The 23,689-nt window shown below is 29.4% G+C and carries 28 protein-coding genes; 23 read left to right on the top strand and 5 right to left on the bottom strand.

Annotation, left to right across the window (positions count from 1 at the left end):
- The first annotated feature begins 21 nt into the window (after positions 1 to 21).
- From ACOTVC_RS05905 to mrdA, 10 genes are all read left to right on the top strand, one after another.
- Positions 22 to 1,266 carry a GGDEF domain-containing response regulator gene (locus ACOTVC_RS05905; protein WP_047208207.1) on the top strand — a complete coding sequence of 415 codons (1,245 nt, stop codon included), beginning with the start codon at positions 22 to 24 and terminating at the stop codon, positions 1,264 to 1,266.
- The gene (locus tag ACOTVC_RS05900; protein WP_214116495.1) at positions 1,257 to 2,054 is read left to right on the top strand and encodes a TatD family hydrolase; all 798 of its coding nucleotides are present in this window, start codon (positions 1,257 to 1,259) and stop codon (positions 2,052 to 2,054) included. The genes ACOTVC_RS05905 and ACOTVC_RS05900 overlap by 10 nt, the downstream gene beginning before the upstream one ends.
- Positions 2,054 to 3,205, top strand: coding sequence for a lytic transglycosylase domain-containing protein (locus ACOTVC_RS05895; RefSeq protein ID WP_214116497.1), 1,152 nt, complete (start codon positions 2,054 to 2,056; stop codon positions 3,203 to 3,205). The genes ACOTVC_RS05900 and ACOTVC_RS05895 overlap by 1 nt, the downstream gene beginning before the upstream one ends.
- Positions 3,141 to 3,980, top strand: coding sequence for a septal ring lytic transglycosylase RlpA family protein (locus tag ACOTVC_RS05890; RefSeq protein WP_421627962.1), 840 nt, complete (start codon positions 3,141 to 3,143; stop codon positions 3,978 to 3,980). The genes ACOTVC_RS05895 and ACOTVC_RS05890 overlap by 65 nt, the downstream gene beginning before the upstream one ends.
- Positions 3,981 to 3,984: 4 nt before the next feature.
- Complete coding sequence (locus ACOTVC_RS05885; protein ID WP_039618077.1) at positions 3,985 to 4,473, top strand: 3-deoxy-D-manno-octulosonate 8-phosphate phosphatase, YrbI family; 489 nt, start codon at positions 3,985 to 3,987, stop codon at positions 4,471 to 4,473.
- The gene (locus ACOTVC_RS05880; protein WP_214099508.1) at positions 4,464 to 4,970 is read left to right on the top strand and encodes a hypothetical protein; all 507 of its coding nucleotides are present in this window, start codon (positions 4,464 to 4,466) and stop codon (positions 4,968 to 4,970) included. Before ACOTVC_RS05885 ends, ACOTVC_RS05880 begins: the two co-directional genes overlap by 10 nt.
- Entirely contained in the window at positions 4,952 to 5,410 is a 459-nt protein-coding gene (lptA, locus tag ACOTVC_RS05875) for a lipopolysaccharide transport periplasmic protein LptA (RefSeq protein WP_039641275.1), read from the top strand. Before ACOTVC_RS05880 ends, lptA begins: the two co-directional genes overlap by 19 nt.
- Positions 5,407 to 6,006 (top strand): ribosome biogenesis GTP-binding protein YihA/YsxC, encoded by a 600-nt coding sequence (gene yihA, locus ACOTVC_RS05870; RefSeq protein ID WP_214099509.1) that lies wholly within the window; start codon positions 5,407 to 5,409, stop codon positions 6,004 to 6,006. The genes lptA and yihA overlap by 4 nt, the downstream gene beginning before the upstream one ends.
- Before the next feature lie 124 nt (positions 6,007 to 6,130).
- The gene (locus tag ACOTVC_RS05865; RefSeq protein ID WP_250323657.1) at positions 6,131 to 6,487 is read left to right on the top strand and encodes a hypothetical protein; all 357 of its coding nucleotides are present in this window, start codon (positions 6,131 to 6,133) and stop codon (positions 6,485 to 6,487) included.
- 2 nt (positions 6,488 to 6,489) lie between these two features.
- On the top strand, positions 6,490 to 8,316 hold the full coding sequence (gene mrdA / locus ACOTVC_RS05860; RefSeq protein WP_039641281.1) for a penicillin-binding protein 2: 1,827 nt from the start codon (positions 6,490 to 6,492) through the stop codon (positions 8,314 to 8,316).
- Here the strand turns inward: mrdA and queA are convergent.
- Genes queA through tatB form a run of 3 tightly spaced genes read right to left on the bottom strand, consistent with a single transcriptional unit; the run spans position 8,309 to position 10,459 of the window.
- A complete protein-coding gene (gene queA, locus ACOTVC_RS05855) occupies positions 8,309 to 9,337 on the bottom strand; it encodes a tRNA preQ1(34) S-adenosylmethionine ribosyltransferase-isomerase QueA (RefSeq protein ID WP_214115470.1) in 1,029 nt (342 codons plus the stop codon). The genes mrdA and queA overlap by 8 nt on opposite strands.
- Positions 9,324 to 10,064 carry a twin-arginine translocase subunit TatC gene (tatC, locus tag ACOTVC_RS05850; RefSeq protein ID WP_421627958.1) on the bottom strand — a complete coding sequence of 247 codons (741 nt, stop codon included), beginning with the start codon at positions 10,062 to 10,064 and terminating at the stop codon, positions 9,324 to 9,326. The genes queA and tatC overlap by 14 nt, the downstream gene beginning before the upstream one ends.
- Positions 10,065 to 10,066: 2 nt before the next feature.
- Positions 10,067 to 10,459 carry a Sec-independent protein translocase protein TatB gene (gene tatB, locus ACOTVC_RS05845; RefSeq protein ID WP_039618091.1) on the bottom strand — a complete coding sequence of 131 codons (393 nt, stop codon included), beginning with the start codon at positions 10,457 to 10,459 and terminating at the stop codon, positions 10,067 to 10,069.
- Between the two features lie 152 nt (positions 10,460 to 10,611).
- Here tatB and ACOTVC_RS05840 point away from each other — a divergent pair, with 152 nt between their 5' ends.
- The 4 genes from ACOTVC_RS05840 to arsB are packed head-to-tail and all read left to right on the top strand — an operon-like array spanning position 10,612 to position 13,344.
- Complete coding sequence (locus ACOTVC_RS05840) at positions 10,612 to 11,592, top strand: permease (RefSeq protein WP_421627956.1); 981 nt, start codon at positions 10,612 to 10,614, stop codon at positions 11,590 to 11,592.
- Positions 11,593 to 11,600: 8 nt separating this feature from the next.
- Complete coding sequence (locus ACOTVC_RS05835) at positions 11,601 to 11,921, top strand: ArsR/SmtB family transcription factor (protein ID WP_421627955.1); 321 nt, start codon at positions 11,601 to 11,603, stop codon at positions 11,919 to 11,921.
- Between the two features lie 2 nt (positions 11,922 to 11,923).
- On the top strand, positions 11,924 to 12,331 hold the full coding sequence (locus ACOTVC_RS05830) for a low molecular weight phosphatase family protein (RefSeq protein WP_087689808.1): 408 nt from the start codon (positions 11,924 to 11,926) through the stop codon (positions 12,329 to 12,331).
- Positions 12,331 to 13,344, top strand: a complete 1,014-nt coding sequence (gene arsB, locus ACOTVC_RS05825; RefSeq protein WP_214099513.1) for an ACR3 family arsenite efflux transporter — start codon at positions 12,331 to 12,333, stop codon at positions 13,342 to 13,344. Before ACOTVC_RS05830 ends, arsB begins: the two co-directional genes overlap by 1 nt.
- A gap of 24 nt (positions 13,345 to 13,368) precedes the next feature.
- On the opposite strand, the gene ACOTVC_RS05820 is transcribed toward arsB, so the two are convergent.
- Together ACOTVC_RS05820 and hemW are read right to left on the bottom strand one after the other, a co-directional pair.
- Positions 13,369 to 14,118 (bottom strand): HugZ family heme oxygenase, encoded by a 750-nt coding sequence (locus ACOTVC_RS05820; protein ID WP_039641290.1) that lies wholly within the window; start codon positions 14,116 to 14,118, stop codon positions 13,369 to 13,371.
- Between the two features lie 93 nt (positions 14,119 to 14,211).
- Entirely contained in the window at positions 14,212 to 15,261 is a 1,050-nt protein-coding gene (gene hemW / locus ACOTVC_RS05815; RefSeq protein ID WP_087685629.1) for a radical SAM family heme chaperone HemW, read from the bottom strand.
- Between the two features lie 80 nt (positions 15,262 to 15,341).
- On the opposite strand from hemW, the gene ACOTVC_RS05810 reads away from it, so the two are divergent.
- The 9 genes from ACOTVC_RS05810 to cmoA are packed head-to-tail and all read left to right on the top strand — an operon-like array spanning position 15,342 to position 23,514.
- On the top strand, positions 15,342 to 15,812 hold the full coding sequence (locus ACOTVC_RS05810) for an RNA pyrophosphohydrolase (RefSeq protein WP_039641294.1): 471 nt from the start codon (positions 15,342 to 15,344) through the stop codon (positions 15,810 to 15,812).
- Entirely contained in the window at positions 15,812 to 17,014 is a 1,203-nt protein-coding gene (locus ACOTVC_RS05805) for an aspartate kinase (RefSeq protein WP_039641297.1), read from the top strand. Before ACOTVC_RS05810 ends, ACOTVC_RS05805 begins: the two co-directional genes overlap by 1 nt.
- Complete coding sequence (locus tag ACOTVC_RS05800; protein ID WP_039641299.1) at positions 17,015 to 17,551, top strand: HobA family DNA replication regulator; 537 nt, start codon at positions 17,015 to 17,017, stop codon at positions 17,549 to 17,551.
- Between the two features lie 41 nt (positions 17,552 to 17,592).
- Positions 17,593 to 18,204: a DNA polymerase III subunit delta' gene (locus ACOTVC_RS05795; protein ID WP_257935707.1), complete on the top strand. Its 612-nt coding sequence runs from the start codon at positions 17,593 to 17,595 to the stop codon at positions 18,202 to 18,204.
- Complete coding sequence (gene folP / locus ACOTVC_RS05790) at positions 18,191 to 19,333, top strand: dihydropteroate synthase (protein ID WP_421627952.1); 1,143 nt, start codon at positions 18,191 to 18,193, stop codon at positions 19,331 to 19,333. The genes ACOTVC_RS05795 and folP overlap by 14 nt, the downstream gene beginning before the upstream one ends.
- A 2-nt stretch (positions 19,334 to 19,335) precedes the next feature.
- Positions 19,336 to 21,291 (top strand): NAD-dependent DNA ligase LigA, encoded by a 1,956-nt coding sequence (ligA, locus tag ACOTVC_RS05785; RefSeq protein WP_421627951.1) that lies wholly within the window; start codon positions 19,336 to 19,338, stop codon positions 21,289 to 21,291.
- Positions 21,281 to 22,003 carry a 23S rRNA (cytidine-2'-O)-methyltransferase TlyA gene (tlyA, locus tag ACOTVC_RS05780; protein ID WP_039641307.1) on the top strand — a complete coding sequence of 241 codons (723 nt, stop codon included), beginning with the start codon at positions 21,281 to 21,283 and terminating at the stop codon, positions 22,001 to 22,003. Before ligA ends, tlyA begins: the two co-directional genes overlap by 11 nt.
- Positions 21,969 to 22,820, top strand: a complete 852-nt coding sequence (locus ACOTVC_RS05775) for a bifunctional riboflavin kinase/FAD synthetase (RefSeq protein ID WP_421627949.1) — start codon at positions 21,969 to 21,971, stop codon at positions 22,818 to 22,820. The genes tlyA and ACOTVC_RS05775 overlap by 35 nt, the downstream gene beginning before the upstream one ends.
- A complete protein-coding gene (cmoA, locus tag ACOTVC_RS05770) occupies positions 22,810 to 23,514 on the top strand; it encodes a carboxy-S-adenosyl-L-methionine synthase CmoA (protein ID WP_421627948.1) in 705 nt (234 codons plus the stop codon). The genes ACOTVC_RS05775 and cmoA overlap by 11 nt, the downstream gene beginning before the upstream one ends.
- Positions 23,515 to 23,689 lie beyond the last annotated feature (175 nt).

The raw sequence follows: 23,689 nt of genomic DNA, 5'->3' as shown, positions 1-23,689 counted from the left end.
AAATTACAAAGAGAGTTGGTTATGGAAGAAAAAATTTTAATTATTGATGATAATAAAATGCTTACAAAGCTTTTAGCAAAAAAAGTAGAGAATACTTTAGGTCTAAAAGTGGATGTTGCTTTTGACATGAATAGTGCTAAAGAATTAGTAAAAAATGATTATTTTATGGCTTTTGTGGATCTTTGTTTACCAGATGCTCCTAATGGAGAAGTGGTGGATGTGGTTTTAGAAAAAAATATTCCTGCTATAGTGCTTACTGGAAGCAGTGATGGTCAAACACGTAAAAAATTTATGGAAAAAGATATTATAGGTTACATTCAAAAAGATAGCGAAAGTTGTATTGATGAAATGCTAAGCTCCATTAGAATGCTTCAAAAAAATAATAAAACTAAAATTATTTTAGCAATTGCTAATGTAACTTTACGTGCGGAAATGAAAAAAAATCTTAATAATCAGCTTTTTAATGTTTTAGCAGCAGCACATGGAGAAGAGGCGCTAAATTATCTAAGTGATAATCCTGATACAAAATTAGTAATTTGCGATGCAACTATGCCTGTAATTAATGGGGAAGATTTGCTTGTAGAAATTCGCTCAAAATACTCTAAAATAGAACTTGGTGTGATTATGGTTGGAGATAAAGATGATGCGTTAGAGGCAAGAGCTTTTAGGAAAGGCGTGAATGATTATGTGATTAGACCTTTCCAAAAAGAATCACTTAATTGTAGAGTGAATAATTGTTTAGATTATATGCAAAAATGTGTTTTACTTGATGAATATAGTTTGGGTAAAGATTTGCTAACAGGTCTTGATGATTATGCAAATTTTGAAAAAAGATTTTTAGATTATTTAGAAGATATGCAAGAAAATGAAGAAATGGCTTTGGCATTAATTGATATTGATAATCTTGCAACAATCAATTATGAGTTAAGCTATGATTGCGGTGATGGAGTGATAAAACACACAGCTAAAAAAATCAAAGATCAAATTCGTGGTATGGATTTAGCAACTAGAATTGAAGATGGTAAATTTTACGTACTTTTAAAAAATACAGATAATAAAGAAGCATTGAAAGCTTTTTCAAATATAAGAGTAAATATTGCTAAAGAAAGTGTTTTAATAGCTCTAGATGAAGTAGATTATAGTGTTTCTGTGGGGGTTGCTTTTGGAATTAAAACAAGTCAAATGCAAGATTTGCTTAATAATGCTCAAAAGGCACTAGATTTAGCTAAGGCTAATGGTAAAAATAGGGTAGAGGTATGTTTTTAGATTATGATTTTAATGAAAAAATCATAGATACGCATTGTCACCTAGATAGTCAAGCTTATTTTGGATATTTGGATGAGATGTTAAATCATGCCTTTGCTAATGGAGTAGATAAAATCATCATACCTGGTGCAGATATAAAAGATTTGCCAAGAGCAAGAGAGATTGCGCATAATTATAAAAATGTGTATTTTTCTTGTGGGGTACATCCTTATGATATAGATGATTTTGATTTGGATATTTTAAAAGAATTTATAAATGATAAAAAATGCGTTGCAGTGGGTGAGTGCGGGCTTGATTATTATCGTTTAAATGCTGATGAAGATGAAATAAAAGTAAAACAAAAAGAAGCTTTTATAGCTCAAATTCAACTAGCTGTTGAATATAAAAAGCCTTTGATTGTGCATGTGCGTGAAGCTAATGAAGATAGTTTTAATATTTTAAAAACATATGCAAAGGATTTACAAGGTGGTGTTTTGCATTGTTTTAATGCTAGTGAGCTTTTACTTCAGTTAGCAGATAATGGTTTTTATTTTGGTATAGGTGGGGTTTTAACTTTTAAAAATGCAAAAAAACTAGTAGAAGTTTTGCCTAAAATTCCAAAAGATAAACTTGTTTTGGAAACAGATGGACCTTATTTAACTCCAGAGCCATATCGTGGCAAGGTAAATGATCCTATTTTGACACATTTTGTGGCACAAAAAATGGCCGAACTTTTAAATTTATCAAAAAATGAAATAATAAAACTTACTAATTTTAACGCTAATCGTTTGTTTTTCCAAGGTTTATAATGAAAAAAAGCTTTTTGTTTTTTATTTTAGTATTATTATGTTTAAATGTTAAGGCCTTGCAATTTACTCCAGAACATTACACGCAGCAGGCACAAATTTTAAGAAATTTAGATATAGAGGCAAGTTATCTTAGTGATATGATTTTTTTAGAATTTAAAGAATCTTCTATGGATATGCATTCTAAAACTTTAGTAGATACGATGAGGGAATTTTATAAAATCACCCCGATTATCCGTAAAATATTAGAAAAAGAAAATATTCCTCAAGAATTTTTATATTTAGCGATTGTAGAATCTGGTTTAAAAATTCATAGTATTTCAAGAACTAAAGCAGTAGGTGTTTGGCAATTTATGAAACCAACGGCACAAACTTTGGGTTTAAGGATAGATCCTTATGTAGATGAGAGAAAAGATTTGGTAAAATCAACTTATGCGGCTATTGCTTATTTAAAACAATTAAAAGAGCAGTTTGGAAAATGGTATTTGGCTATTTTGGCTTATAATTGTGGTGATGGTAAATTACGTCAAGCTATAAAAAAAGCAAAAAGTGATGATTTAAGGGTTTTACTTGATCCTGATAAAAAATACTTACCATTAGAAACTAGGATTTTTATTAGAAAAATTCTTACTATGGCTTTTTTGGCTAATAATAATGATTTTTTAATTTCTCAAGATAGTGCCTTGCTTAATTATGCTCTATCAAGTGAAGTTAAAAAAATCTCAGTTCCCCCAAGTGTTTCTTTAAGAGAGCTTGCTAAAGTAGCTAAAATGTCTTATAATGAATTTAAACGTTATAATCCACATTTTAATTATGACTTTACTCCACCTGATAAAAAAGATTATTACATGTATATTCCTTTAAGTAAAAGCGTGGCGGTAGAAAAGGCATTAGAGAATGTAAAATTAGCTAAGGTGGATACAACCATTCCGCATACAAAAATTTATATAGTAAAAGAGGGTGATAGCCTTTATACTATTGCAAGAAAACACAAAATTAGCGTTGAAAGCATTAAAGAATATAATAAAATCAAAGGGAATTTAATCAATATTAATCAAAAACTTGTGTTAAAAATTAAGGAGAATAATAATGCAAAAATTAAAACAACTCAAAAAATATCAAAAAACTCTCATACAAAAGTCGTTAGTCGTTAGTTGTGTAGGGGTTTTGTTTAGTGCTTGTAGTATGGTACCTATTAGCACGCCTACCGTGTATTACCCAGAAAGAGATTTTAAAAGTATAAAGCATAATAATACAAGCTTAAAAGGCACTATGAAACCTTATACTATTAATGGTAAAACTTATTATCCAACAGTAGTAGAAGTAGGTGAGACTGCTGATGGTATAGCTAGTTGGTATGGACCAGGTTTTCATGGTAAAAAAACTTCCAATGGCGAAACTTATGATCAACACGCATATACCGCAGCTCATAAAACTTTACCTATGAATACCATAGTAAAAGTAACTAATTTAAAAAATCATCGTCAAACTACTGTTAGGATTAACGATAGAGGACCTTTTGTAGCAGGTAGGATTATTGATTTATCTAATATGGCTGCAAGAGATATAGATATGATTCAAGCAGGGATAGCTCCTGTAAGACTTGAAGTGATTGGCTTTGGAACAAGTGCAAGTTCGGGTTCGGTGCATACTAATTCTAATTTAGGCAGCAGTGGAGAGATTGCTGATAGTGGTCATATTTTCCAAGGTGGATCTTTTATGGTGCAAATTGGAGCATTTAGAAATAAAAGTGGCGCAGAGCTAATAGCAAGTAGGTATAAAAACTATAATTCTTATACTTCAACAATACAAACAAGTGCTAAAGATGGCTTACATAGAGTATTTTTAAAAGGTTTTAGAAGTGAGCAAGAAGCAAGAGATTTTGTTGATAGTGGATCTTTCCCAGGTGCGTTTATAGTAAGAGAGTAAAATCATGATAGAACTTATTTTTTTAGATGTAGATGGTTGTTTAACAGATGGTAAAATCATCTACACACAAAATTATGGTGAGATTAAAGAATTTAATGTAAAAGATGGCGCGGCGATTGAAGCTTGGCAAAAGCTTGGTAAAAAAGTTGCTATCATTACAGGTAGGACTAGCGAGTGTGTATATTTTAGAGCTAGGGATTTAAAAATTGATTTAGTCTATCAAGGTATTAGTGATAAACTAGCTTGTGCTAAAGAAATTTTAGAAAAATTAAATTTAGATTTTTCTCAATGCGCTGCTATTGGGGATTATTATAATGATATGAGTTTGCTTGAAGCAGTTGGATATAGCTTCAAACCAAAAGATGCACACAAGGCTTTGAAAACTGATAAAGTTTTAAATAGAAAAGGTGGTAATGGAGCGGTGAGTGAGATGATTGAAATTTTGATTGAACATAATAATATGCAGGCTCAATGGGATAAACTTTGGCGATAAAAATTTTTGCTATATTAATGAGTTTATTTGCCTTTATTATGGTGATTTTAAGTACTCAAGATCCTTATTTATTCGCTATAAAACCACAAAAGGTAGATGTGGCAAATATGCAAGCTTTTGATGTGCTTGATTATGAGTTAAATACTAGTGTAATTAAGGCTACATATCAGGCAAGTCGATGGGTAAAATACCAAGATAAAGATATTTTTGATGATTTTAAAGTACAAGCGCTTGATTATAACTTAAGTTCAAATTTATTAGTAAGAAATGAAGAAAAATCCATTTTAGAAGGCAATGTAAGCTATTTTGATCATAATCAAACTTCTATTTTTACTCAAAAAGCAACTTATGATATGAAAAATAAAATTTTATTTTCTAATGATAATTTTAAAGCATATATAGGTTTAAATGAAGTTTTTGGGGATAATTTTTTATATGATGTAAATCAAAAAGAATTAAAAATTCAAGGAATAAAAGCATGGTTTTTAGAGCAATAATTTTTTTGTGTTTGTTAAATTTATTTGCATTTAGTGCGCAAAAAATAGAAGTTTATGCTAAAGATTTTTACTTAGATGAAAAAAATGAAACAAGTGTATTAACAGGTGATGTGGAAGTTAAAAAAGGCAAAGATGTTTTAAATTCACAAAAATTGGTTATTTATATGAAGAATAAACAGCCTGTTAAATATATAGCCACTAAAGATGCTAAATTTAAAATCATGATGAAAGATAAAACTTATCATGGAAGCGGTGATGAGTTTATTTATAATGTAGCTAAGGATACATATGAGATTAATGGCAATGCAAAAATTACAGAAATGCAAACAAAAAAAGAACTCATAGGGGATAAAATCATAGTAGATAGAAAAAATATGACTTATAGAGTAGTGAGTAAAGATAAAAAACCCGCTAAATTTATATTTGAAGTAAAAGAATGATACTAAATGCTAAATTTTTAATCTCTGCTTCTAAAATAGATGAAGCCCCGCAACCTATATACACTGAAATCGCTTTTTTAGGACGCTCTAATGTGGGTAAAAGTTCTTTGATTAATACTCTTTGTAAGAATAAAAATTTAGCAAAAAGCTCTTCAACTCCAGGCAAAACACAACTCATTAATTTTTTTGAAGTTGATTGTAAAAAAGATGAAGATAAATTTAAACTAGTATTTATTGATTTGCCTGGTTTTGGTTATGCTAAAGTGAGCAAAAAAACTAAGGCTATTTGGAATAAAAATTTAGATGAGTTTTTAAAAGAGCGCAGTTCTATCAAGCTTTTTATCCATCTGATAGATTCAAGACATGATAATTTAGATATTGATACAAATTTAGATTTGTATTTAGATTCTTTTATTAGAGCAGATCAAAAAAAAATAACAGTTTTTACAAAGGTAGATAAGCTCAATCAAAGTCAAAAAGCAAAAATTTTAAATGCAAATAAAAATGCCATTTTAGTGTCAAATTTGAAAAAAAGTGGTGTTGATAAGTTAGAACAAAAAATCATTTTAGAGAGCTTGGGTTTTAATGAGGAGTAGAAATTTAGTAAAAAATAGATTCGATTTTTCTTATTTATTTTTTTATCTATCTTTGATTTTTTATCAAGTATTAAGCTCTGTGTATTACTGGATGCCTCCTTTGTTTGGGGTATTTTTTTGTTATATGATAGTGCTTTTAAAAGAAAAAGAAAGAACCCTTAATAAACTTGACTTTAGATGGTATTTTTCTTTGTTTTATCTTTTGTTGATTGATGTTATTCATGGATTTTATCTTTTTAGCTCATGGATAGCTTTTTTTATTTTTTATCATTTTTTTGTGGATTGGTTTAAAAGTAAATTAAAACTAGGGCATTATTTGCTCGTTATATTCACTTTATGTGTTTATATTTTCATCTATCTTTTTGATGTGTTTTTAGCATATTTAGATAATAATGAAATTTTAAAATTTGGTATTGAGTATTTATGGTTTTTTGCTGTTGAAGCTTTGATTTCTTTTATTATTTTTAAAGGAAAAATCTAATTATGCGTATGCGTTTAGTAATGGGCTTTATAGCTTGCTTTTTTATGCTTTTACTAGCTAGAGTATATTATATAAGTATAAAATCTAATGTTTATTATGAAGAAATAGCCAAACAAAATGCTATTAAAACGCAGTTTTTAGCACCCGTAAGAGGACAAATTTTAGATATAAAGGGTAGACCTTTAGCAGTAAATAAATTAGGTTTTTCGATCTCTATAAAACCATATTTGTATATAAAAAAGAAAAATAGAAATCTTTTAGAGCAAGAATTACAAGCTATAGTAGGAGCTTTTCCTGATTTAAATGTCACTAAACTCAAAAGAGTTTATATGAAAGCCGATTCTTATTATAATCAAGATTATATAGAAGTGGTTCCATTTATAGAATATGATGCGATGGTTAAGCATTTTACTAAGCTAAATTTGCGTGAAAATATGCAAGTTAAATCTACCACTCAAAGATTTTATCCTTACGATGCTTTAGCTAGTCATGTTATAGGTTATGTTGGAAAAGCAAATCTAAATGATATGAATGAAAATGAAATTGCAAGATTGACTAGTTATGTAGGGCGTAGTGGTATAGAGCGTTCTTATAATGAAATTTTACAAGGCCAAAAGGGTGAAAAGGTTAGCAAGGTAAATGCATTAAATAAAGAAATAGAAGAACTTTCTTACAAAAAACCTATATCAAGTAATATTACTCTAAGCATTGATCTTGATTTGCAAGAATACTTAGCTAGTATTTTTGAAAATTTAGCAGGTGCAGCTATAATAATGGATGTAAAAAGTGGGGCTATTTTAGCAGCGGGAAGTTTTCCTGAGTACAATCTCAATCCTTTTGTAACAGGCATCACCCAAGAGGAATGGGATCGTTTGTCTAATGATTTAAACCATCCTTTTACTAATAAACTTATTAATGGACTTTATCCTCCAGGTTCAGTTGTAAAAATGGGTACAGCTTTGGCTTTTTTAGATAGTGGAAAAGTAAGTGAAAATCACAAATATTTGTGTGATTCTAACTTTGAACTTGGTGGTAGAAAATTTAGATGTTGGAAGGCTATAGGTCATGGTTATGTAGATATGAATGATGCTATTAGAGAAAGCTGTGATGTATATTTTTATAAAGGTGCTTTAGAAGTTGGTATTGATACTATTAGTTCTGTTTTTGAAAGGATAGGTTTTGGTACAAAAACAGGAGTTGATTTACCTAATGAATTCATAGGAACAGTTCCTAATAGAATATGGAAAAAAGAAAAATACAACCAACCATGGTATCAAGGTGAAACTTTAAATACAAGCATAGGGCAAGGAGATTTTCTTGCTACTCCTATGCAAGTGGCTAAATTTACAGCTATGATTGCTACAGCGAAAAATATCACACCACATTTTTTACATAGCGTTGATGATAATATTACTAAGATAAATTTTGACAATAATGAGAGTGTTTTTACGACTTTTGAACTATCAAAACTTCCACTTTTAAGGCGTGCCATGTATGAAGTTGCCAATGTTGATGGTGGGACTACAGCAAGATTTTTAAGAAATTCGCCTATTACTATAGCAGCCAAGACAGGAACAGCACAAGTAGTTGGAATTTCTCAAAGCGAAAAAAAACGTATTAAAGAAGAGGATTTGGAGTATTTTTTAAGATCTCATGCTTGGATTACTTCTTATGCGCCTTATGAAAAACCACAATATGTAGTGGTAGTTTTAATCGAACATGGGAAAAGTGGTAGTAGTACAGGGGGGCCTATACTGGCTAAAATTTATCAAAAACTTATAGATTTGGGTTATATTGATAAAAAATATATCAAGAAAAAGACTAAATAATTAGCATTCCATCGCCATATGAGTAAAAACGATAGTTATTTTCTATGGCTTCATGGTAAAGTTCTAAGGTTTTTTCTCTACCTATAAATGCTGCTACAAGCATAATTAAAGTTGATTTTGGCAAGTGAAAATTAGTAAGTAAATAATCAAGTCTTTGCGGGATATTTTGTGGGTGTAAAAACAAATCACAAAAACCTTCTTTTATTTTTTTTCTATGATAATATTCTATACAACGAGTAACAGTGGTACCAACGCCTAGTATTTTCTTAGAAGAATCAATCAAAGCACAAGTTTCATCATCAATATGAAAAAATTCTGAATGCATTTTATGTTTGCGTATATCTTCGCATTCTACACCTTTAAAAGTTCCTGCACCAACGTGTAGTGTAATAGTATGGATATTATGATTTTTTTTAAGCTCATTGATCATTGCTTCATCAAAGTGCAAGCTTGCAGTAGGTGCAGCAACTGCGCCTTGATTTTTGGCAAAAATACTTTGATAGTTAATGCTATCTTGTGCTTCATCTGCTCTTTTAATATAAGGTGGTAAAGGCACATGGCCTATTTTTTCTAAAATTTCAAAAACTTCATGATGATTAAGCTCTTTTTCATCATTAAAAAACTCTACTTCTCTTGTGCCATCATCATGTAATTTTTTGATTTTAGCTTTTAAAGAATTTTCAAAATATAAAATTTGTCCTTCTTTAATCTTACCTCGAATTTGCACTAAAAAATCATTATTTTTTAAAGAATGGTTGATAAAAAGTTCTATTTTGCTACCACTTTCTTTGTTTCCATAAATTCTTGCTTTGATGACTTTGGTGTCATTAAAGATGATTTCGCAAGGTGGTAAAATTCTAGCTAAGTCTTTAAAATGTAAATGTGAAATTTGATCTTTACATCTTTCATATACCAAAAGCTTGGCATTTTCTTTGGGTAAAATAGGAAAATTTGCTATAAGTTCATTTGGTAAGTTATAATCATAACTAGAAAGCAAAAGATCTTTATCAATCATTTTCATCATCTTCTTTTTGACTAGGATTAACTTTTTTAGCTATATAAATAGAAATCCCATAAAGTCCACACAAAGGCACAGCCATTAAAAATTGCGATATAACATCAGGCGGTGTCATCATAGCTGAAAAAACAAAAATCACTAAAACTGAAACTCTAAAGTGTTTTTTTAAAAATGCATCATCAACAAGTCCAAGTTTGGCAAAGAAAAAGGTTATTACAGGCATTTCAAAAGCCAAACCAAAAGCAATTATTAATTTAGTGAAAAAACCTACATACAAACCTATGCTAATTAAAGGTTTAAAATCTTGGGTTTGCACCCCAAAATCAATCAAAAATTTAAAAGCCAAAGGTATAACTATATAATAACAAAACAAAGCACCAAGTGTAAACATAATACTAGCAAAGCTTACAAAAGGCACTACTAGTCTTTTTTCATTATCATAAAGTCCAGGTGCTACAAACTTCCAAAACTGCCAAAAAATAATCGGTAAAGAAATCAAAAAAGCCGTAAAAAACGAAACCTTCATCGCGGTAAATAAAGGTTCTTGCAATTCAACGAAGGTCATTTGTCTTGAAATTTCAGGTAAGGCTGCTTCAACAGGTGCTTTTAGTATGTCTATGATATAGTTATTAAAACTAAAACATACAAAAAACATCACAACAACACAAGCAACACTTATAAATAATCTTTTTCTAAGTTCTACTAAATGCGGTTTTAATTCTTCAAACATTCTTAGCTTTCCATTTTCTGAGTATTTTTTTCATCTTTTTGAATTTTTTCTTCGAGATTAGAAAGTTCTTGTATATCTTTTTCTAAATCATTAATTTCACTTTTTAATTCTTTGGTGTTATTTAAAATATCTTCTTTGAGTTGATCAAATTCTTCAAAACTTAGTTTTTTTCTGATATTTTCATTAGTTTGTGAAAATTCATCTTTGTATTTTTGTGCTTCATCTTTTAATTCTGCTATTTTTAGTTCTTTATTAATACTTGCTTTTGCCTCATCAATATTGCTTTTAATGGCTTTTAAAATTTTTGCAATTTCAACTATAGTTGAAGGTAATTTTTCAGGCCCAAGCACTAAAATAGCTACAACTAAAATAACTAAAATTTCACCAAAACTCATTATTTTATCTTCTTTCGCTTGAATATATGGTTTACATTTTACATAAAAATACTTAAAAATATTATTACTTTTATTATATTAATATATAAAGATATATTGATATATTAATTTATTTCAGTTATAATCACAAAAAAAATACCGAAAGGATAAATATGTTGGATAAAATTTTAACTATTTTACAAGAATTTCTGTTTCTTTTTAGCGAAATTTCAATTTTGTTTATTTTGGTAAGTATGCTTGTTGCTTTTGTGAATGAAAAGTATTCTAAATTTTTTGAGACTCACCTAAAAAGTGATGGATTTGGAAGCTATATCAAAGCTATATTTTTAGGTGCTTTAACACCTTTTTGTTCGTGTTCAAGTATACCACTTTTAAATGCTTTTTTAAGAGCAGGCGTTCCTTTAGGTGTATGTATAGCTTATCTTAGCACCTCGCCTTTAATAAATCCTATTATAGTAGTGATGTTTGCAGTAAGTTTTGGTTTAAAAATATCCTTATTATACGTGGGATTTTTATTTTGCGTGATTTTATTTCTTGCTTTTTGTGTTTCTAAAATAAACACTCGAAAATTTTTTAATGAAGACTTTTTAAAAAATGATTTAGAGCAAAAGTCATGTTGTTCTAATAATACTTTTCAAAGCTCATGTTGTCAAAAACCCAGTTCTATTTTTGTTAAAAATTCTAAAATTAGCGGTAAAGTTTTGAAATTTAAGGCTAAGATAAAAGACTATAAAATCAAAATGTTATTTATACAAAGCTTTAAAGAATATAAAAAAATATTACCTTATATTATTATAGGTATGGGTATTGGAGCTTTTATACACGGCTTTTTCCCACAAGATTTTTTTCAAAATTATATGAAAGATTATGGAGTGCTGGGTGTCTTTATAGCTGCTTTTATAGGGGTTTTACTTTATATGAATTGTACTGCTATGATACCTGTAGCACTAGCTTTAACTACTAGCGGAATTCCTCTTGGTATAATGATGAGTTTTCTAATAGCAGGAGCAGGGTGTTCTTTGCCTGAGCTTATTTTACTTAAAAGAATTTTTAAAACAAGCTTTTTAATTTTATTTGCAAGTATGATTGTTTTTATAGCAATTAGCTTTGGGCTTTTAATATTTTTTATATAAGGATTTTTATGCAAGAGTTTTTAAAAATAACAAGTGCGATTAATGATGAAAGCAGAATTTTAATTCTAGCTTTTTTACAAAAACATGGAAAGCTTTGTGTGTGCGATCTACAAAGCTCGTTAAATATGAGTCAATCAAGGCTTTCAAGGCACTTAAAAATTTTAAAAGAAGTTAATTTTTTAGAAGTAGATAGACAAGGCGTTTGGGCCTATTATGGAGTAAAAGAAAATTTAAATAATTTTTGCAATGATGTGTTAAAAAACATCAATGAGCTTTCTATAAAGCTTCCCGAGCTTAAAAGATTTTCTTGCGAATGCCCTAAGGAATAATAATGAAAATAGCTTTTATTTGCATTCATAATAGTTGCAGATCTCAAATGGCTGAAGCTTTGTGTAAGAAAATATGTAAAGAGGTTGGATTGGATTTAGATGTTTATTCGGCAGGAAGTGATATTTCTAAAGGAATTAATCCTAAGGCTATAAAGATTTTAAAGCAAAAATACGCCCTTGATATAAGTTCTTATAAGGTAAAGAGTTTTGATAGTTTACCTAAGGATTTAGATATTGTTGTAGGAATGGGTTGTGGAGTAGCTTGTCCAAATATTGTGGCAAAGTTTCATTTTGATTTTGGTTTGGAAGATCCTAGTGATTTTGAAGATGAGGAATTTGTTAAGGTGGTAGAAAGTTTAGAATTAAAACTTAAAGAGCTTTTAGAAAAAATCATACAAGGAGAGCTTTAATGCTTGGTTTTATAGATAGATTTTTAACCCTATGGATTTTTATAGCCATGGCTTTTGGATTATTTTTAGGATTTATATTTCCTAATATTACAAATTTTTGGGAGAGTTTTAATTATAATCAAAATAATGTTTTACTTATGGTATGTTTGGTTTTAATGATGTATCCACCTTTGGCTAAGGTTGAGTATAAAAAGATATTTAAAATTTTTCATTCTTTTAAAGCTTTAATACTTTCTTTATTTTTAAATTGGATTTTTGGTCCTATTTTGATGTTTATATTAGCTTGGGTGTTTTTAAAAAATGATCTTGATTATATGCAAGGTATTATCATCATAGGTTTAGCTCGTTGTGTAGCTATGGTGGTAGTTTGGAGTGATTTAGCTAGGGCTGATAAAGAGTACACTGCTGCCTTAGTGGGTATTAACACTATTTTTCAAATTTTGTGTTTTGCTTTTTATGTGTACTTGTTTTTAGAGTTTTTTCCTTCTCTTTTGGGCTTGAGTTTTCAAAATAACCTAGAAATAAGAATGGATGAAATTTTGAAAAATGTGGCAATTTACCTTGGTTTGCCTTTTTTACTAGGAATTTTAAGTAGGGTTATTTTTATTGGTTTAAAAGGTAAAGAATGGTTTGAGCAAAAATTCTTACCTAAAATTAGTCCTATTACACTTATTACTTTGCTTTTTACTATCATTATTATGTGTTCTTATAGATCAAGTGATATTTTTAGTTTACCTTTGGATGTATTTAAAATTTGCATTCCTTTGTTTTTATATTTTGTGATAATGTTTTATAGTTCTTGGTTTATAAGTAAAAAACTAGGTTTAAACTATGAAAAAAACACAGCTATTAGTTTTAGCGCTAGTGGTAATAATTTTGAACTTGCCATAGCCATATCCATTGCGTCTTTTGGTATAAACTCATTACAATCATTTGCTGCTATTATAGGTCCATTGATTGAAGTGCCTGTTTTGATTTTACTTGTTAAATGGGCTTTGAAGTTTAAATATTGATAACACTACTAAAAATTAGTGGTGTTATTTTTTATGAGAAAATTTATGGGGATGCTTACCTTTAATATGAATAATTTTACCATCTTGTATATCATAAGCTTGCCCAAATCCTTTCACAAAGCGTCCATTATGAAAGTCAAGTTTAATCAAATGAAAATCAAGCATTGTTCTGATCATCTTTACTGCTTTATCATCTTTTACTTGTTTTTCAAATTCGTCATATTTTTTATCAAAATCATTGTTTCTTTCTAGTATGGTTGCACTTGCTTTATAGCGCAATCTTTTTCTTAATGTTACTGAGCTTGCTTTGCATTCATCTTCTAAAAACATCACTTCAATATTTTTTGGATTTGCTTTGATATTGTTAAAGTGCTCGCTGATTTGACTAATGTAAATATAATTTTCAGATTGAAATCTAAAAAATGGAGCATAAGAGCAAGTAGTCTCTCCATTTTCTGTTAGTGTTGCTAAAATGATAGAGTTATATTGAGCAATAAATTCATTAATTTCTTGATGGATATTTTCTGTGTTATCGCTTTTTGTGCCTAAACAAAGTTCTATGATTACATCTTTAATAGAATTTTCATCAGCTTTTGTTGGAAAATTAACACGTAATGTTTGATTATTGTTATAGATAATATCTAATCCTTCAAAATCAACACTTTTAAGTAAAGCTTTTTCAATGATTTTGGAGTTTGAAAATTTTTTACACAAATCTATAAGATTGGACTGATGATGTAAATTCATATGTTCTATAATAGTGTTGAAATTCATTATATTACCTCTTTTTAATTTAATATCAAAATAATATATGATAATTTTATATTTTTAATAAAATAAAAATATTCTCATCATTAAGATAAAAATCTAAGTACTAATATACAAAGCTAGTTCGTCACTTAAAAGGTAGTTAGTATTGTAAAAAAACCCATTTTTATAAATCAATTTCCCTTTTTTGCTAAGAAAAATAGTTTTGTCTTTCTCTAAAGGCTCTAATTTTTTTTCATCTATTCCTATAATACTTCTAAGTCCTAGAAAAATATGTTCTAAACGCAAATCTTTTGAATTTAAATTTTCAAGCTCTCTAAAACAAGGATTTGCTATATAATCTTTTAAACTTTTTTTAGTATAAAATCTTTGATTTTTTAAAAATCCTACTGCACTTAAACCACAGCCTATATAGTCTTTTCCTTGCCAGTAAGCAAGGTTGTGTTTACAAATTTGTCCAAAATTGCTGATTTCATATTGCTTATAACCAAGATTTTCAATCGCTTTTATAAAATACTTTGCAAGGCGTGGTGCATTTTTTTTAAAATGAAATTTTTTAGCAAATCTTGTCTTTTCTTCTATGGTTAGATTATAAGCACTTACATGGCTAATATCGAGCAAAGTAAGTTTGGAAATTTCATAATCAAGCATTTTTTTATCATCAAGTTTTGTATCATAAATTAAGTCTAAGTTGATATTGTCAAATCCTGCTTTTTTTGCGTTTTCTATACTAGTGAAAATAGCTTTTTGATCATGTATACGCCCAAGAAATTGTAATTTTTTTTCATGAAAACTTTGCACTCCAAAAGAAATACGATTAAAACCTAAATTTTTTATTTCTTTAAGCCATGTAAAATTACTTGAGTTGGGGTTAGCTTCTATACTTAGTTCACTATCTTTTTGTAAATAGCTTTGCAAAAAGATAAATATTTTTTCATAAAAATTAGCCTCCATTAAACTAGGCGTACCACCACCTACAAAAACAGTCTTTATGGAATTTTTATCAAGCTTGAAAAAATCTAGTTGATATTTTATATCTTGCATTAAGGCATTTAAATAATCTTTCTCAAAATCCTTTTTTTTAAGCGAGGTAAAAGAGCAATAAAAACACTTACTTTCGCAAAATGGTATATGTATATATAAATGCATAAAACTTCTTTAAAATGTGATTATAAATTCGTATTTTTTTGTTAGAATTATATTATTTAAAAGTCAAGGATAAGAAAATCATGGAAAAAGAAAAAAAATATAGGCCAAATGTAGCTGCTATAATATTATCATCAGCTTATCCTTTTGAATGTAAAATTTTACTTGCTAAACGTAATGATATGGAAGATATATGGCAATTTCCTCAAGGTGGTATAGATGAGGGGGAAGATGCTAAAAGTGCATTGTTTAGAGAATTAAAAGAAGAAATAGGTACAGATGAGGTTGAAATTTTAGCCGAACATCCTGAGTGGATTAGTTATGATTTTCCAGCCAAAGTTGCTAAAAAAATGTATCCTTATGATGGTCAAAATCAAAAATATTTTTTAGTTAGATTGAAAAATAAAGCTGTTGTAAATTTAAATACTAAAAATCCTGAATTTGATGCATATAAGTTTGCTTCATTAGAAGATGTTTATGATATGATTAACCATTTTAAAAAACCTATATATATTAAGGTTTTAAAATATTTTAAAGAAAGGGGGTATATTTAATGCTGATCGTACAAAAATATGGAGGAACAAGCGTAGGAACGCTTGAGCGTATTGATGAAGTTGCTAAAAGAGTAGCAAAAAGTAAAAAAACTTGCGATAAGTTAGTTGTAGTAGTTTCTGCGATGAGTGGAGTGACTAACGAGCTTATCGATTTTGCACACCATTTCAGTAAAAACCCTTCAGGCCGTGAGATGGATATGCTTTTAAGTAGTGGTGAGCGTGTAACTTCATCTTTGCTTGCTATTGCATTAAATGAAATGGGTTTAAAAGCCACTGCATTTTCCGGACGCAATGCAGGGATTATTACAGATGATGTTTATACTAAAGCAAGAATTGAACACATTGATACTACAAATATTAACAAAGCTTTAGATGAAGGATATATCGTAGTGGTTGCTGGCTTTCAAGGTATTGACAAAATGGGTAATGTTACTACTTTGGGTCGTGGTGGAAGTGACTTAAGTGCAGTTGCGTTAGCAGGAGCTTTAAATGCTGATTTATGTGAAATTTATACTGATGTAGATGGAGTATATACTACAGATCCTAGAATTGAACCAAAGGCTAAAAAGCTAGATAAAATTTCTTATGAAGAAATGCTAGAGCTTGCAAGTTTAGGAGCTAAAGTTTTGCAAAATCGCTCTGTAGAGCTTGCTAAAAAATTAAATGTGAAATTAGTTACTAGAAGTAGCTTTAATGAAAATGAAGGGACGATTATTACTAAGGAGGAAAATATGGAACAGGCTTTGGTTAGTGGTATAGCACTAGATAAAAACCAGGCAAGGGTTACTTTAAGAAATATTGATGATAAACCAGGTATTGCTGCTGAAATTTTTGGAACTTTAGCAAATGAAAATATCAATGTGGATATGATTATCCAAAATGTCGGAGTAGATGGAGCTACAAATTTAGGCTTTACTGTGCCTGAAAACGAGCTTGATTTAGCAACTAATGCTATGAAAAAAGTTTTAGGTGCTAATGCTAATATAGAAACAGATAATGCTGTGGTAAAAGTTTCAGTTGTGGGTGTGGGTATGAAATCACATTCTGGAGTAGCTTCAGCAGCTTTTAAAGCATTGGCAAATGAAAATATCAACATACAAATGATTTCTACAAGTGAAATTAAAATTTCAGTTATCGTGCATGAAAAATACGGCGAATTGGCTGTAAGAGTATTGCATGAAGTTTATAAATTAGATGTATAAATGAGCAATAGTTTTTTAAAATTTACCCTAGAACAAATTCGAGAAAATGGTACTTATACAAGTTGGTTAGAAGAAAGGCGTCTTGAATGGTCGCCTTTGATTGCTTCTAAGTTAGCTTTGCTTTTGCAAGGTTATACTTTTATTGTGATTACTGATGATCAAAGAACGTGGTTTGAAGAGTATTTTTTAAGCCAAATTAATGCCAGTTCCACAAGACCTTTAGTGCCTTTTGTGTCTTTAAAAGGAATTTATAATAAAGCTTGTAATACCCAAGAAGATATAGATTTGCTTAATGATCTTTTGAGTATTTCTTTTCCTAACGGTTATGCTTTTTTTTATATAGGAACTAACACAGGTTTTAAATTTAAAATTGCTAATTCTAAAGAAGAAAGTATGCTTTGGCTTTTTGATGAGCAGTTGCAAAATAGCTTTTATCTTTCTTCACGTGATAAGGAATTAGACTATAAACTTATTTCTTTATATAAAGTATTTGAACAAAGCTTAGAGGCTGTACTTTTTTCTAAGGTAGAAATTTGAATCTAAGAAATAAAATCATTATTCATAATGATTTTGAGCTAATGCAAGAAAAACTCACAGAAGAATATGGAGCAAAAAATCTTAAATTTTTCATACCTAAAAATCCTGACTTAGAATTAAGACTAAATGATTTAACTTATGATAAAAACGCTCAAGCAACCGCAAAAGCTATTATGAAAGAAAGCTATGTAGCTGAAGCACAAGCTAAAATCATTGTTATACTAGCTAGATCTTTTCGTGAAGAAGCACAAAATTTTTTACTAAAGCTTTTTGAAGAGCCACCAAAAAATGTATATTTTATCATCGTAGCTCCTTCAAAAAATGTTTTTTTGCCTACTATACTTTCAAGATTTATCGTAGAAAAGCATAAAATTCAAAAAGAAAAAATGTCTTTAAATTTAGATCTTAAAAAAATAGATCTAGCTCAAATTGCTTCATTGTTAAAACAATATGAAAATATAGACAAACATGAGTGTTTAGAGTTAATTAGTGCTTTAAGCCATGAGTGTTTTAAACAAGATATAAAATTAAACGATGAAGAAATTGAATTTTTTTACAAAGCTTATGAGCTAGCTAAATTAAATACAAAGCCAACTATTTTACTAAGCACCATAGCTTTAATTTTACACGAGAGAAAAAATGAAAATTATTAAAATCAATCCTAACACAGACTTTGAACAAATTTCTAAATATATAAAACCACACAAAGCAGGTGAGAAAATTATGAGTGAAAAAACTCAAATTCATTTTTTTCTTATTAAAGAGTTAAGAGCGCCTGCTGCAAATATACTCAAGCAAGATGCACTAAGAGTTGGAGCTGAGCTTGTAACACATAAAGAAGTTATACTAGGTAAAGAGCATACTAATGCCTTGCTTATGGTAACGCAAGATCAAGCTAAAAAGCTTATAGAAAAAGAAAAATTACAAGATTTTAAGCTTAAAAATTTAGCACTATTTTTAAAATCTAACTTCACTAAACCAAAATATGCAAAAATTATGGGTGTGATTAATATCAATGATGATAGTTTTAATGCTCAAAGTAGGGTTAAAGAAAATGAAGTTTTAGAAAAAATAGAACTTATAATTTCTCAAGGGGCTGATTATATAGATATAGGTGCGGTTTCTTCAAGACCTGGTAGTGTGTATTGTGGAAAAGAAGAAGAGTTTAAGCGTTTAAAAAATACCCTAGATCTAATTTATAGAGAAAAACTTTATGAAAAATGTATTTTTAGTTTAGATAGCTTTGATGAGTATTGTTTAGAATATGCTTTAAATAAAGGCTTTAAGCTTATTAATGATATTACTGGGTTTAAAAATGAAAATTTAGCCAAACTAGCTTTAAAATACAAAGCTACTTACACACTCATGCATATACAAGATACCCCACAAAATATGCAAGATAACCCACATTATGAAGATGTACTCGCTGAGCTTGATGATTTTTTTGCTCAAAAACTAGAAAGATTAAGTGAGCTTGGTTTAGAAGATGTGATTTTAGATGTTGGCATTGGTTTTGGTAAAAGTCCTTGGCATAATATGATGTTAATCAAACACTTAGAGCATTTTTTACGCTTTGAAAAAGAGCTTTTAATCGGAGCTAGTAGAAAAAGTGTGATTAATGCTTATTTTAACTCAAGTGTTGAGCAAAGACTAGCTGGTACGCTTTATTTGCATTTGGAGGCTTTCAAAAATGGTGCAAGCATTATAAGAGTGCATGATGTGTATGAGCATAAACAAATGTTTGAACTTGCAAAAGCTATGGATGAACTTTCTTTGGAGTAGTGATGACTTATCAAGAGTATTTAGAAAAGGTAAAATTAGCAAAAGAATGGATGAGGGCTTATTATGAAGATGATGAGCCTTTAGCGAGTGATGAAGAATACGATAAACTTATAAGAGAGTTAAAAGCATTTGAAACGCTTCATCAAGAAAAGATTTCTAAAGATTCTCCTACGCAAAATATTGCCCCGACTATACAAAGTGAGTTTCATAAACTTGCACATAGTGCAAAAATGTGGTCTATGGAAGATGTTTTCGATGAAGCTGAACTTAGAGCTTGGGCAAAAAGAGCTAAATGTGAGTTTAATTTTTTCATAGAACCTAAATTTGATGGAGCAAGTTTAAATCTTACTTATGAAAATGGTATTTTAATCAGCGGTGCTACAAGGGGCGATGGAGAAGTAGGTGAGGATATTACTTTAAATGTAAAAGAAATATCTAACATACCTCAAAAAATTCCTTATAAAGACAAGATAGAAATTCGTGGTGAAGTAGTGATTTTAAAAGAAGATTTTGAAAAAATCAATGAAAAAAGAGCTAAAGATGGCTTAAGTTTATTTGCAAATCCACGCAACGCAGCAAGCGGCTCTTTAAGACAGCTTGATACAAGCATTACAAAAGAAAGAAATTTAAAATTTTATCCTTGGGGAGTGGGGGAGAATTCTTTAAAATTTAGCAAGCACTCTGAAGTGATGGAATTTATAAGAAGTCTTGGTTTTTTAAAAGATGATTTTGTTTTTTGTGTGAAAACTTTAGATGAGGTTTTAGAAAAATATCATGAGCTTTTAGAAAAAAGAGATCAAAAACCTATGATGATGGATGGTATGGTTGTAAGAGTTGATGATTTAGCTCATTGTAAGCTTTTGGGTTATACCGTGAAATTTCCAAAATTTATGGCCGCATTTAAATTTCCTGCTTTGGAAAAAACTACAACCTTGCTTGGGGTTAATTTACAAGTTGGAAGAAGCGGAGTGATTACCCCTGTGGCAGTACTAGAACCTGTAAATTTAGATGGGGTTGTAGTAAAGTCTGCAACCTTGCATAATTTTGATGAGATAGCTAGACTTGGAGTGATGATAGGCGATAGTGTAAGTGTGATAAGAAGTGGCGATGTGATACCAAAAATCACCAAAGTTTTCACCCAAAGACGTGATGGTTTAGAAAGTAAGATTACTAAACCAACTCTTTGTCCTGAGTGTTTTAGTGAGCTTTTAGATGAGGGTGCTTTTTTAAAATGCCAAAACTTAGACTGCAAAGCAAGACTTGTAAATTCCATTATACATTTTGTATCTAAAAAGTGTTTAAATATAGACGGCCTTGGAGAAAATATCGTCGAGCTTTTATTTAAAGAAGGAAAAATCACTAATATAGAAAGTATATTTTTCTTAAAATACAGTGATTTTGAAGGCTTGGAAGGCTTTAAAGAGAAAAAAATCAATAATCTTCTAAGCGCCATTGAAAATGCAAAAAAATGCCCTTTATCAAGGTTTATTACTGCTTTGGGTATAGAGCATATCGGAGAAGTGGCAGCTAAAAAGCTAGCGCAATCTTTTGGCTTTGAATGGTTTATGCAAAGCTATGAAGCTTATGCAAATTTAGAAGGCTTTGGTGAGCAAATGGCTAAAAGCTTAGAAGAATTTACCCATGTCAATGCAAATCGTATTAAACATTTTTATGAAATTTTGCATTTAGAAGATGAGAAAAAAGAGCTTATTATAAATGAAAATATTTCTAATAAAACCTTTGTTATCACAGGAACTTTAAGCAAATCACGTGATTATTTTAAAGAGCTAATCGAAAGCTTTGGAGCAAAAGTAAGCTCTAGTGTGTCTAAGAAAACTGATTTTGTATTATATGGAAGTGAAGCAGGCTCAAAGCTTGAAAAGGCTCAAAGCTTGGGGGTTAAGTGTATCAATGAAACCGAGTTTAATGCTCTTTTAGGCGGTGATGATGAGGTTTGATGTTTTTGTAAGTACAAAGTTAAACATTTCTCGCAATAAAGCTTGTGAGCTTATAGAAAATAAGCAAATTTTACTCAATGGCGAGTTTAGAAAAACCTCTTTTAAAATCACTTGCCAAAATCCTTTAGAAGATGAGAGTTTAAAACTCATACTTTTAGAAGAGCTTTTTGTAAGCAGGGCTGCTTTTAAGCTCAAGCATTTTTTACAAGAGCATGCATTTACTATAAAAGATAAAATTTGTTTAGATATAGGCTCATCGACTGGAGGTTTTGTGCAAATTTTACATCAAAATAATGCAAAGCATATTACAGCTTTAGATGTAGGCTCTAATCAACTTCATGAAAGCTTAAGAAAATTAGAAAATATCCAAATTTGCGAAAATACCGATTTGCGTGAGTTTAAAAGTGAAATTTTATATGATGTTATTACTTGTGATGTGAGTTTTATCTCTTTAACGCATTTGATTTTTCATATAGATAAACTTGCTAAAGATCTTATCATCTTGCTTTTTAAACCTCAATTTGAAGTAGGTAAAAACGTTAAGCGCGATAAAAATGGAGTAGTAAAAGATACTAAAGCTATTAAAGCTGCTAAAGAAAGCTTTGAAAAAGCTTGCGCAAAGCTTGGCTGGATCTTACAAGTAAGTCAAGAGTCGCACTTAAAAGGAAAAGAAGGTAATGTTGAGTTTTTCTACGCCTATAGAAAAAACTAAAATCACAAATTTAGCCATAGGACGTTTTGATGGTATGCATTTGGGGCATTTTGAGCTTTTTAAGCATTTAGATGAAAACGGAGCTTTACTTATCATCACAAAAGAAGAAAAAGAAGCCCTAACGCCTAAGGATTTTAGAGTAAATTTAGTTGATTTTCCTATGATTTTTTGTGATTTTGAAAAAATCAAAAATTACAAAGGCGAGGATTTTTTAAAGCTTTTAAAGCAAGAATTTCCCAAGCTAGAAAAGATTATCGTAGGTTATGATTTTAAATTTGGTAAAGAAAGAAAATGCAGTGCCAAAGATATACAAAGCCTTTGTGGTATAAACACCATCATTGTGGATGAGTTTAAAATTCAAAATAAAAGTGTGCATACAAGTATGATTAAAACCTTACTTAAAGAAGCTAAAGTTAAAGAAGCTAAAAATTTTCTAGGTAGGTTTTATACTATACAAGCAAATATTATCAAAGGACAAGGTATAGGTGCTAAAGAGCTTTTTGCGACTTTAAATTTATACACAAAAGATTTCTTTTTACCTAAAGATGGCGTATATGCGACTTTAGTAAAGATTGAAAATAAAAGTTATCATAGTGTAAGTTTTATAGGTATAAGATCTACTGATAAAAATTTTGCTTTAGAGACACATATTTTAGATGAAAATTTTACAAACACAAATGCAAAGTTAGTGGAGTTAAGTTTCATTGAGTATATAAGAGCTAATGAGAAATTTAATGATTTGGTTCTATTAAAAGCACAAATTAGCAAAGATATTAACAAAGCAAAAGAAATTTTAGGAAAATTAAATGAAAGATGAAATTTTTAAAAAACCTTTAGAAAAACAATTTGAATTTGATAAAAGCGTAGCAAGCGTTTTTGATGATATGGTGTCAAGATCCGTGCCTTTTTATACGCAAAATTTAAAACTCATAGTTGAACTTATCGATCATTTTGCGCCACAAAATGCGAAAATTTGTGATCTAGGTTGTTCTACGGCTAGTTTATTACTTGCACTTTATGAAAAAAGAAAAGATTTTCTTTTAAGCGGGGTTGATGAAGCTAATGCTATGTTAGAGATCGCCAAAAACAAATGTCAAGCCTTTGGAGCTAGGGTGGAATTTTATCAAAAAAATTTAGATGATTTTGAGTTTTTTAAAAATGATGTTTTTATAGCTACTTATACTTTGCAGTTTATCCGCCCACCTAAAAGGCAAGAGTTGGTTGATAAAATCTATCAAAACCTAAATGAAAATGGTATGTTTGTATTTAGTGAAAAAATTCTATATGAAGATGTGAAAATAGCTAAAAAAATGATACAAATTTATGAACAGTATAAGTTAGAACAAGGTTATAGCAAGCTAGAAATTGCAAGTAAAAGAGAAGCTTTAGAAAATATCCTCATACCTTATACTCAAAATGAAAACATAACCATGCTTAAAAAAGCTGGATTTTCTAAAGTAGAAAGTGTATTTAAATGGGTTAATTTTGAAACTTTCATAGCTTTTAAGTGAAATTATTAATTAAAAATTTATTTTCATTTATTATTTAAACTTTCTATAAAGTAAATTTCAATACAATTCCGATTTATTTTTATCATAAAAAATTCTAAGGAGTTTTAATGTCTTATTATTCTACGGGGGGGGGGATTTGAAAATTCTCAATCAAACAATACCTCTTTAAAATCAT

It is taken from the genome of Campylobacter sp. GB48, from assembly GCF_049221845.1.
GTDB lineage: Bacteria > Campylobacterota > Campylobacteria > Campylobacterales > Campylobacteraceae > Campylobacter_D > Campylobacter_D lari_C.
This window is presented reverse-complemented; position numbering and strand designations above follow the sequence as displayed.

Bases quoted from the DNA above. Each gene is read 5' to 3' on its own strand.
- ACOTVC_RS05800 (WP_039641299.1), top strand. From the start codon at position 17,015: ATGAGCAATAGTTTTTTAAAATTTACCCTAGAACAAATTCGAGAAAAT.
- mrdA (WP_039641281.1), top strand. From the start codon at position 6,490: ATGCGTATGCGTTTAGTAATGGGCTTTATAGCTTGCTTTTTTATGCTT.
- tatB (WP_039618091.1), bottom strand. From the start codon at position 10,459: ATGAGTTTTGGTGAAATTTTAGTTATTTTAGTTGTAGCTATTTTAGTG.
- ACOTVC_RS05775 (WP_421627949.1), top strand. From the start codon at position 21,969: ATGTTGAGTTTTTCTACGCCTATAGAAAAAACTAAAATCACAAATTTA.
- ACOTVC_RS05795 (WP_257935707.1), top strand. From the start codon at position 17,593: ATGCAAGAAAAACTCACAGAAGAATATGGAGCAAAAAATCTTAAATTT.
- ACOTVC_RS05905 (WP_047208207.1), top strand. From the start codon at position 22: ATGGAAGAAAAAATTTTAATTATTGATGATAATAAAATGCTTACAAAG.
- ACOTVC_RS05900 (WP_214116495.1), top strand. From the start codon at position 1,257: ATGTTTTTAGATTATGATTTTAATGAAAAAATCATAGATACGCATTGT.
- ACOTVC_RS05810 (WP_039641294.1), top strand. From the start codon at position 15,342: ATGGAAAAAGAAAAAAAATATAGGCCAAATGTAGCTGCTATAATATTA.
- ACOTVC_RS05885 (WP_039618077.1), top strand. From the start codon at position 3,985: ATGATAGAACTTATTTTTTTAGATGTAGATGGTTGTTTAACAGATGGT.
- ACOTVC_RS05805 (WP_039641297.1), top strand. From the start codon at position 15,812: ATGCTGATCGTACAAAAATATGGAGGAACAAGCGTAGGAACGCTTGAG.
- tatC (WP_421627958.1), bottom strand. From the start codon at position 10,064: ATGTTTGAAGAATTAAAACCGCATTTAGTAGAACTTAGAAAAAGATTA.
- ligA (WP_421627951.1), top strand. From the start codon at position 19,336: ATGACTTATCAAGAGTATTTAGAAAAGGTAAAATTAGCAAAAGAATGG.
- queA (WP_214115470.1), bottom strand. From the start codon at position 9,337: ATGAAAATGATTGATAAAGATCTTTTGCTTTCTAGTTATGATTATAAC.
- ACOTVC_RS05835 (WP_421627955.1), top strand. From the start codon at position 11,601: ATGCAAGAGTTTTTAAAAATAACAAGTGCGATTAATGATGAAAGCAGA.
- ACOTVC_RS05865 (WP_250323657.1), top strand. From the start codon at position 6,131: ATGATAGTGCTTTTAAAAGAAAAAGAAAGAACCCTTAATAAACTTGAC.
- hemW (WP_087685629.1), bottom strand. From the start codon at position 15,261: ATGCATTTATATATACATATACCATTTTGCGAAAGTAAGTGTTTTTAT.
- ACOTVC_RS05890 (WP_421627962.1), top strand. From the start codon at position 3,141: ATGCAAAAATTAAAACAACTCAAAAAATATCAAAAAACTCTCATACAA.
- ACOTVC_RS05820 (WP_039641290.1), bottom strand. From the start codon at position 14,118: ATGAATTTCAACACTATTATAGAACATATGAATTTACATCATCAGTCC.
- arsB (WP_214099513.1), top strand. From the start codon at position 12,331: ATGCTTGGTTTTATAGATAGATTTTTAACCCTATGGATTTTTATAGCC.
- tlyA (WP_039641307.1), top strand. From the start codon at position 21,281: ATGAGGTTTGATGTTTTTGTAAGTACAAAGTTAAACATTTCTCGCAAT.
- cmoA (WP_421627948.1), top strand. From the start codon at position 22,810: ATGAAAGATGAAATTTTTAAAAAACCTTTAGAAAAACAATTTGAATTT.
- yihA (WP_214099509.1), top strand. From the start codon at position 5,407: ATGATACTAAATGCTAAATTTTTAATCTCTGCTTCTAAAATAGATGAA.
- ACOTVC_RS05895 (WP_214116497.1), top strand. From the start codon at position 2,054: ATGAAAAAAAGCTTTTTGTTTTTTATTTTAGTATTATTATGTTTAAAT.
- ACOTVC_RS05840 (WP_421627956.1), top strand. From the start codon at position 10,612: ATGTTGGATAAAATTTTAACTATTTTACAAGAATTTCTGTTTCTTTTT.
- folP (WP_421627952.1), top strand. From the start codon at position 18,191: ATGAAAATTATTAAAATCAATCCTAACACAGACTTTGAACAAATTTCT.
- lptA (WP_039641275.1), top strand. From the start codon at position 4,952: ATGGTTTTTAGAGCAATAATTTTTTTGTGTTTGTTAAATTTATTTGCA.
- ACOTVC_RS05830 (WP_087689808.1), top strand. From the start codon at position 11,924: ATGAAAATAGCTTTTATTTGCATTCATAATAGTTGCAGATCTCAAATG.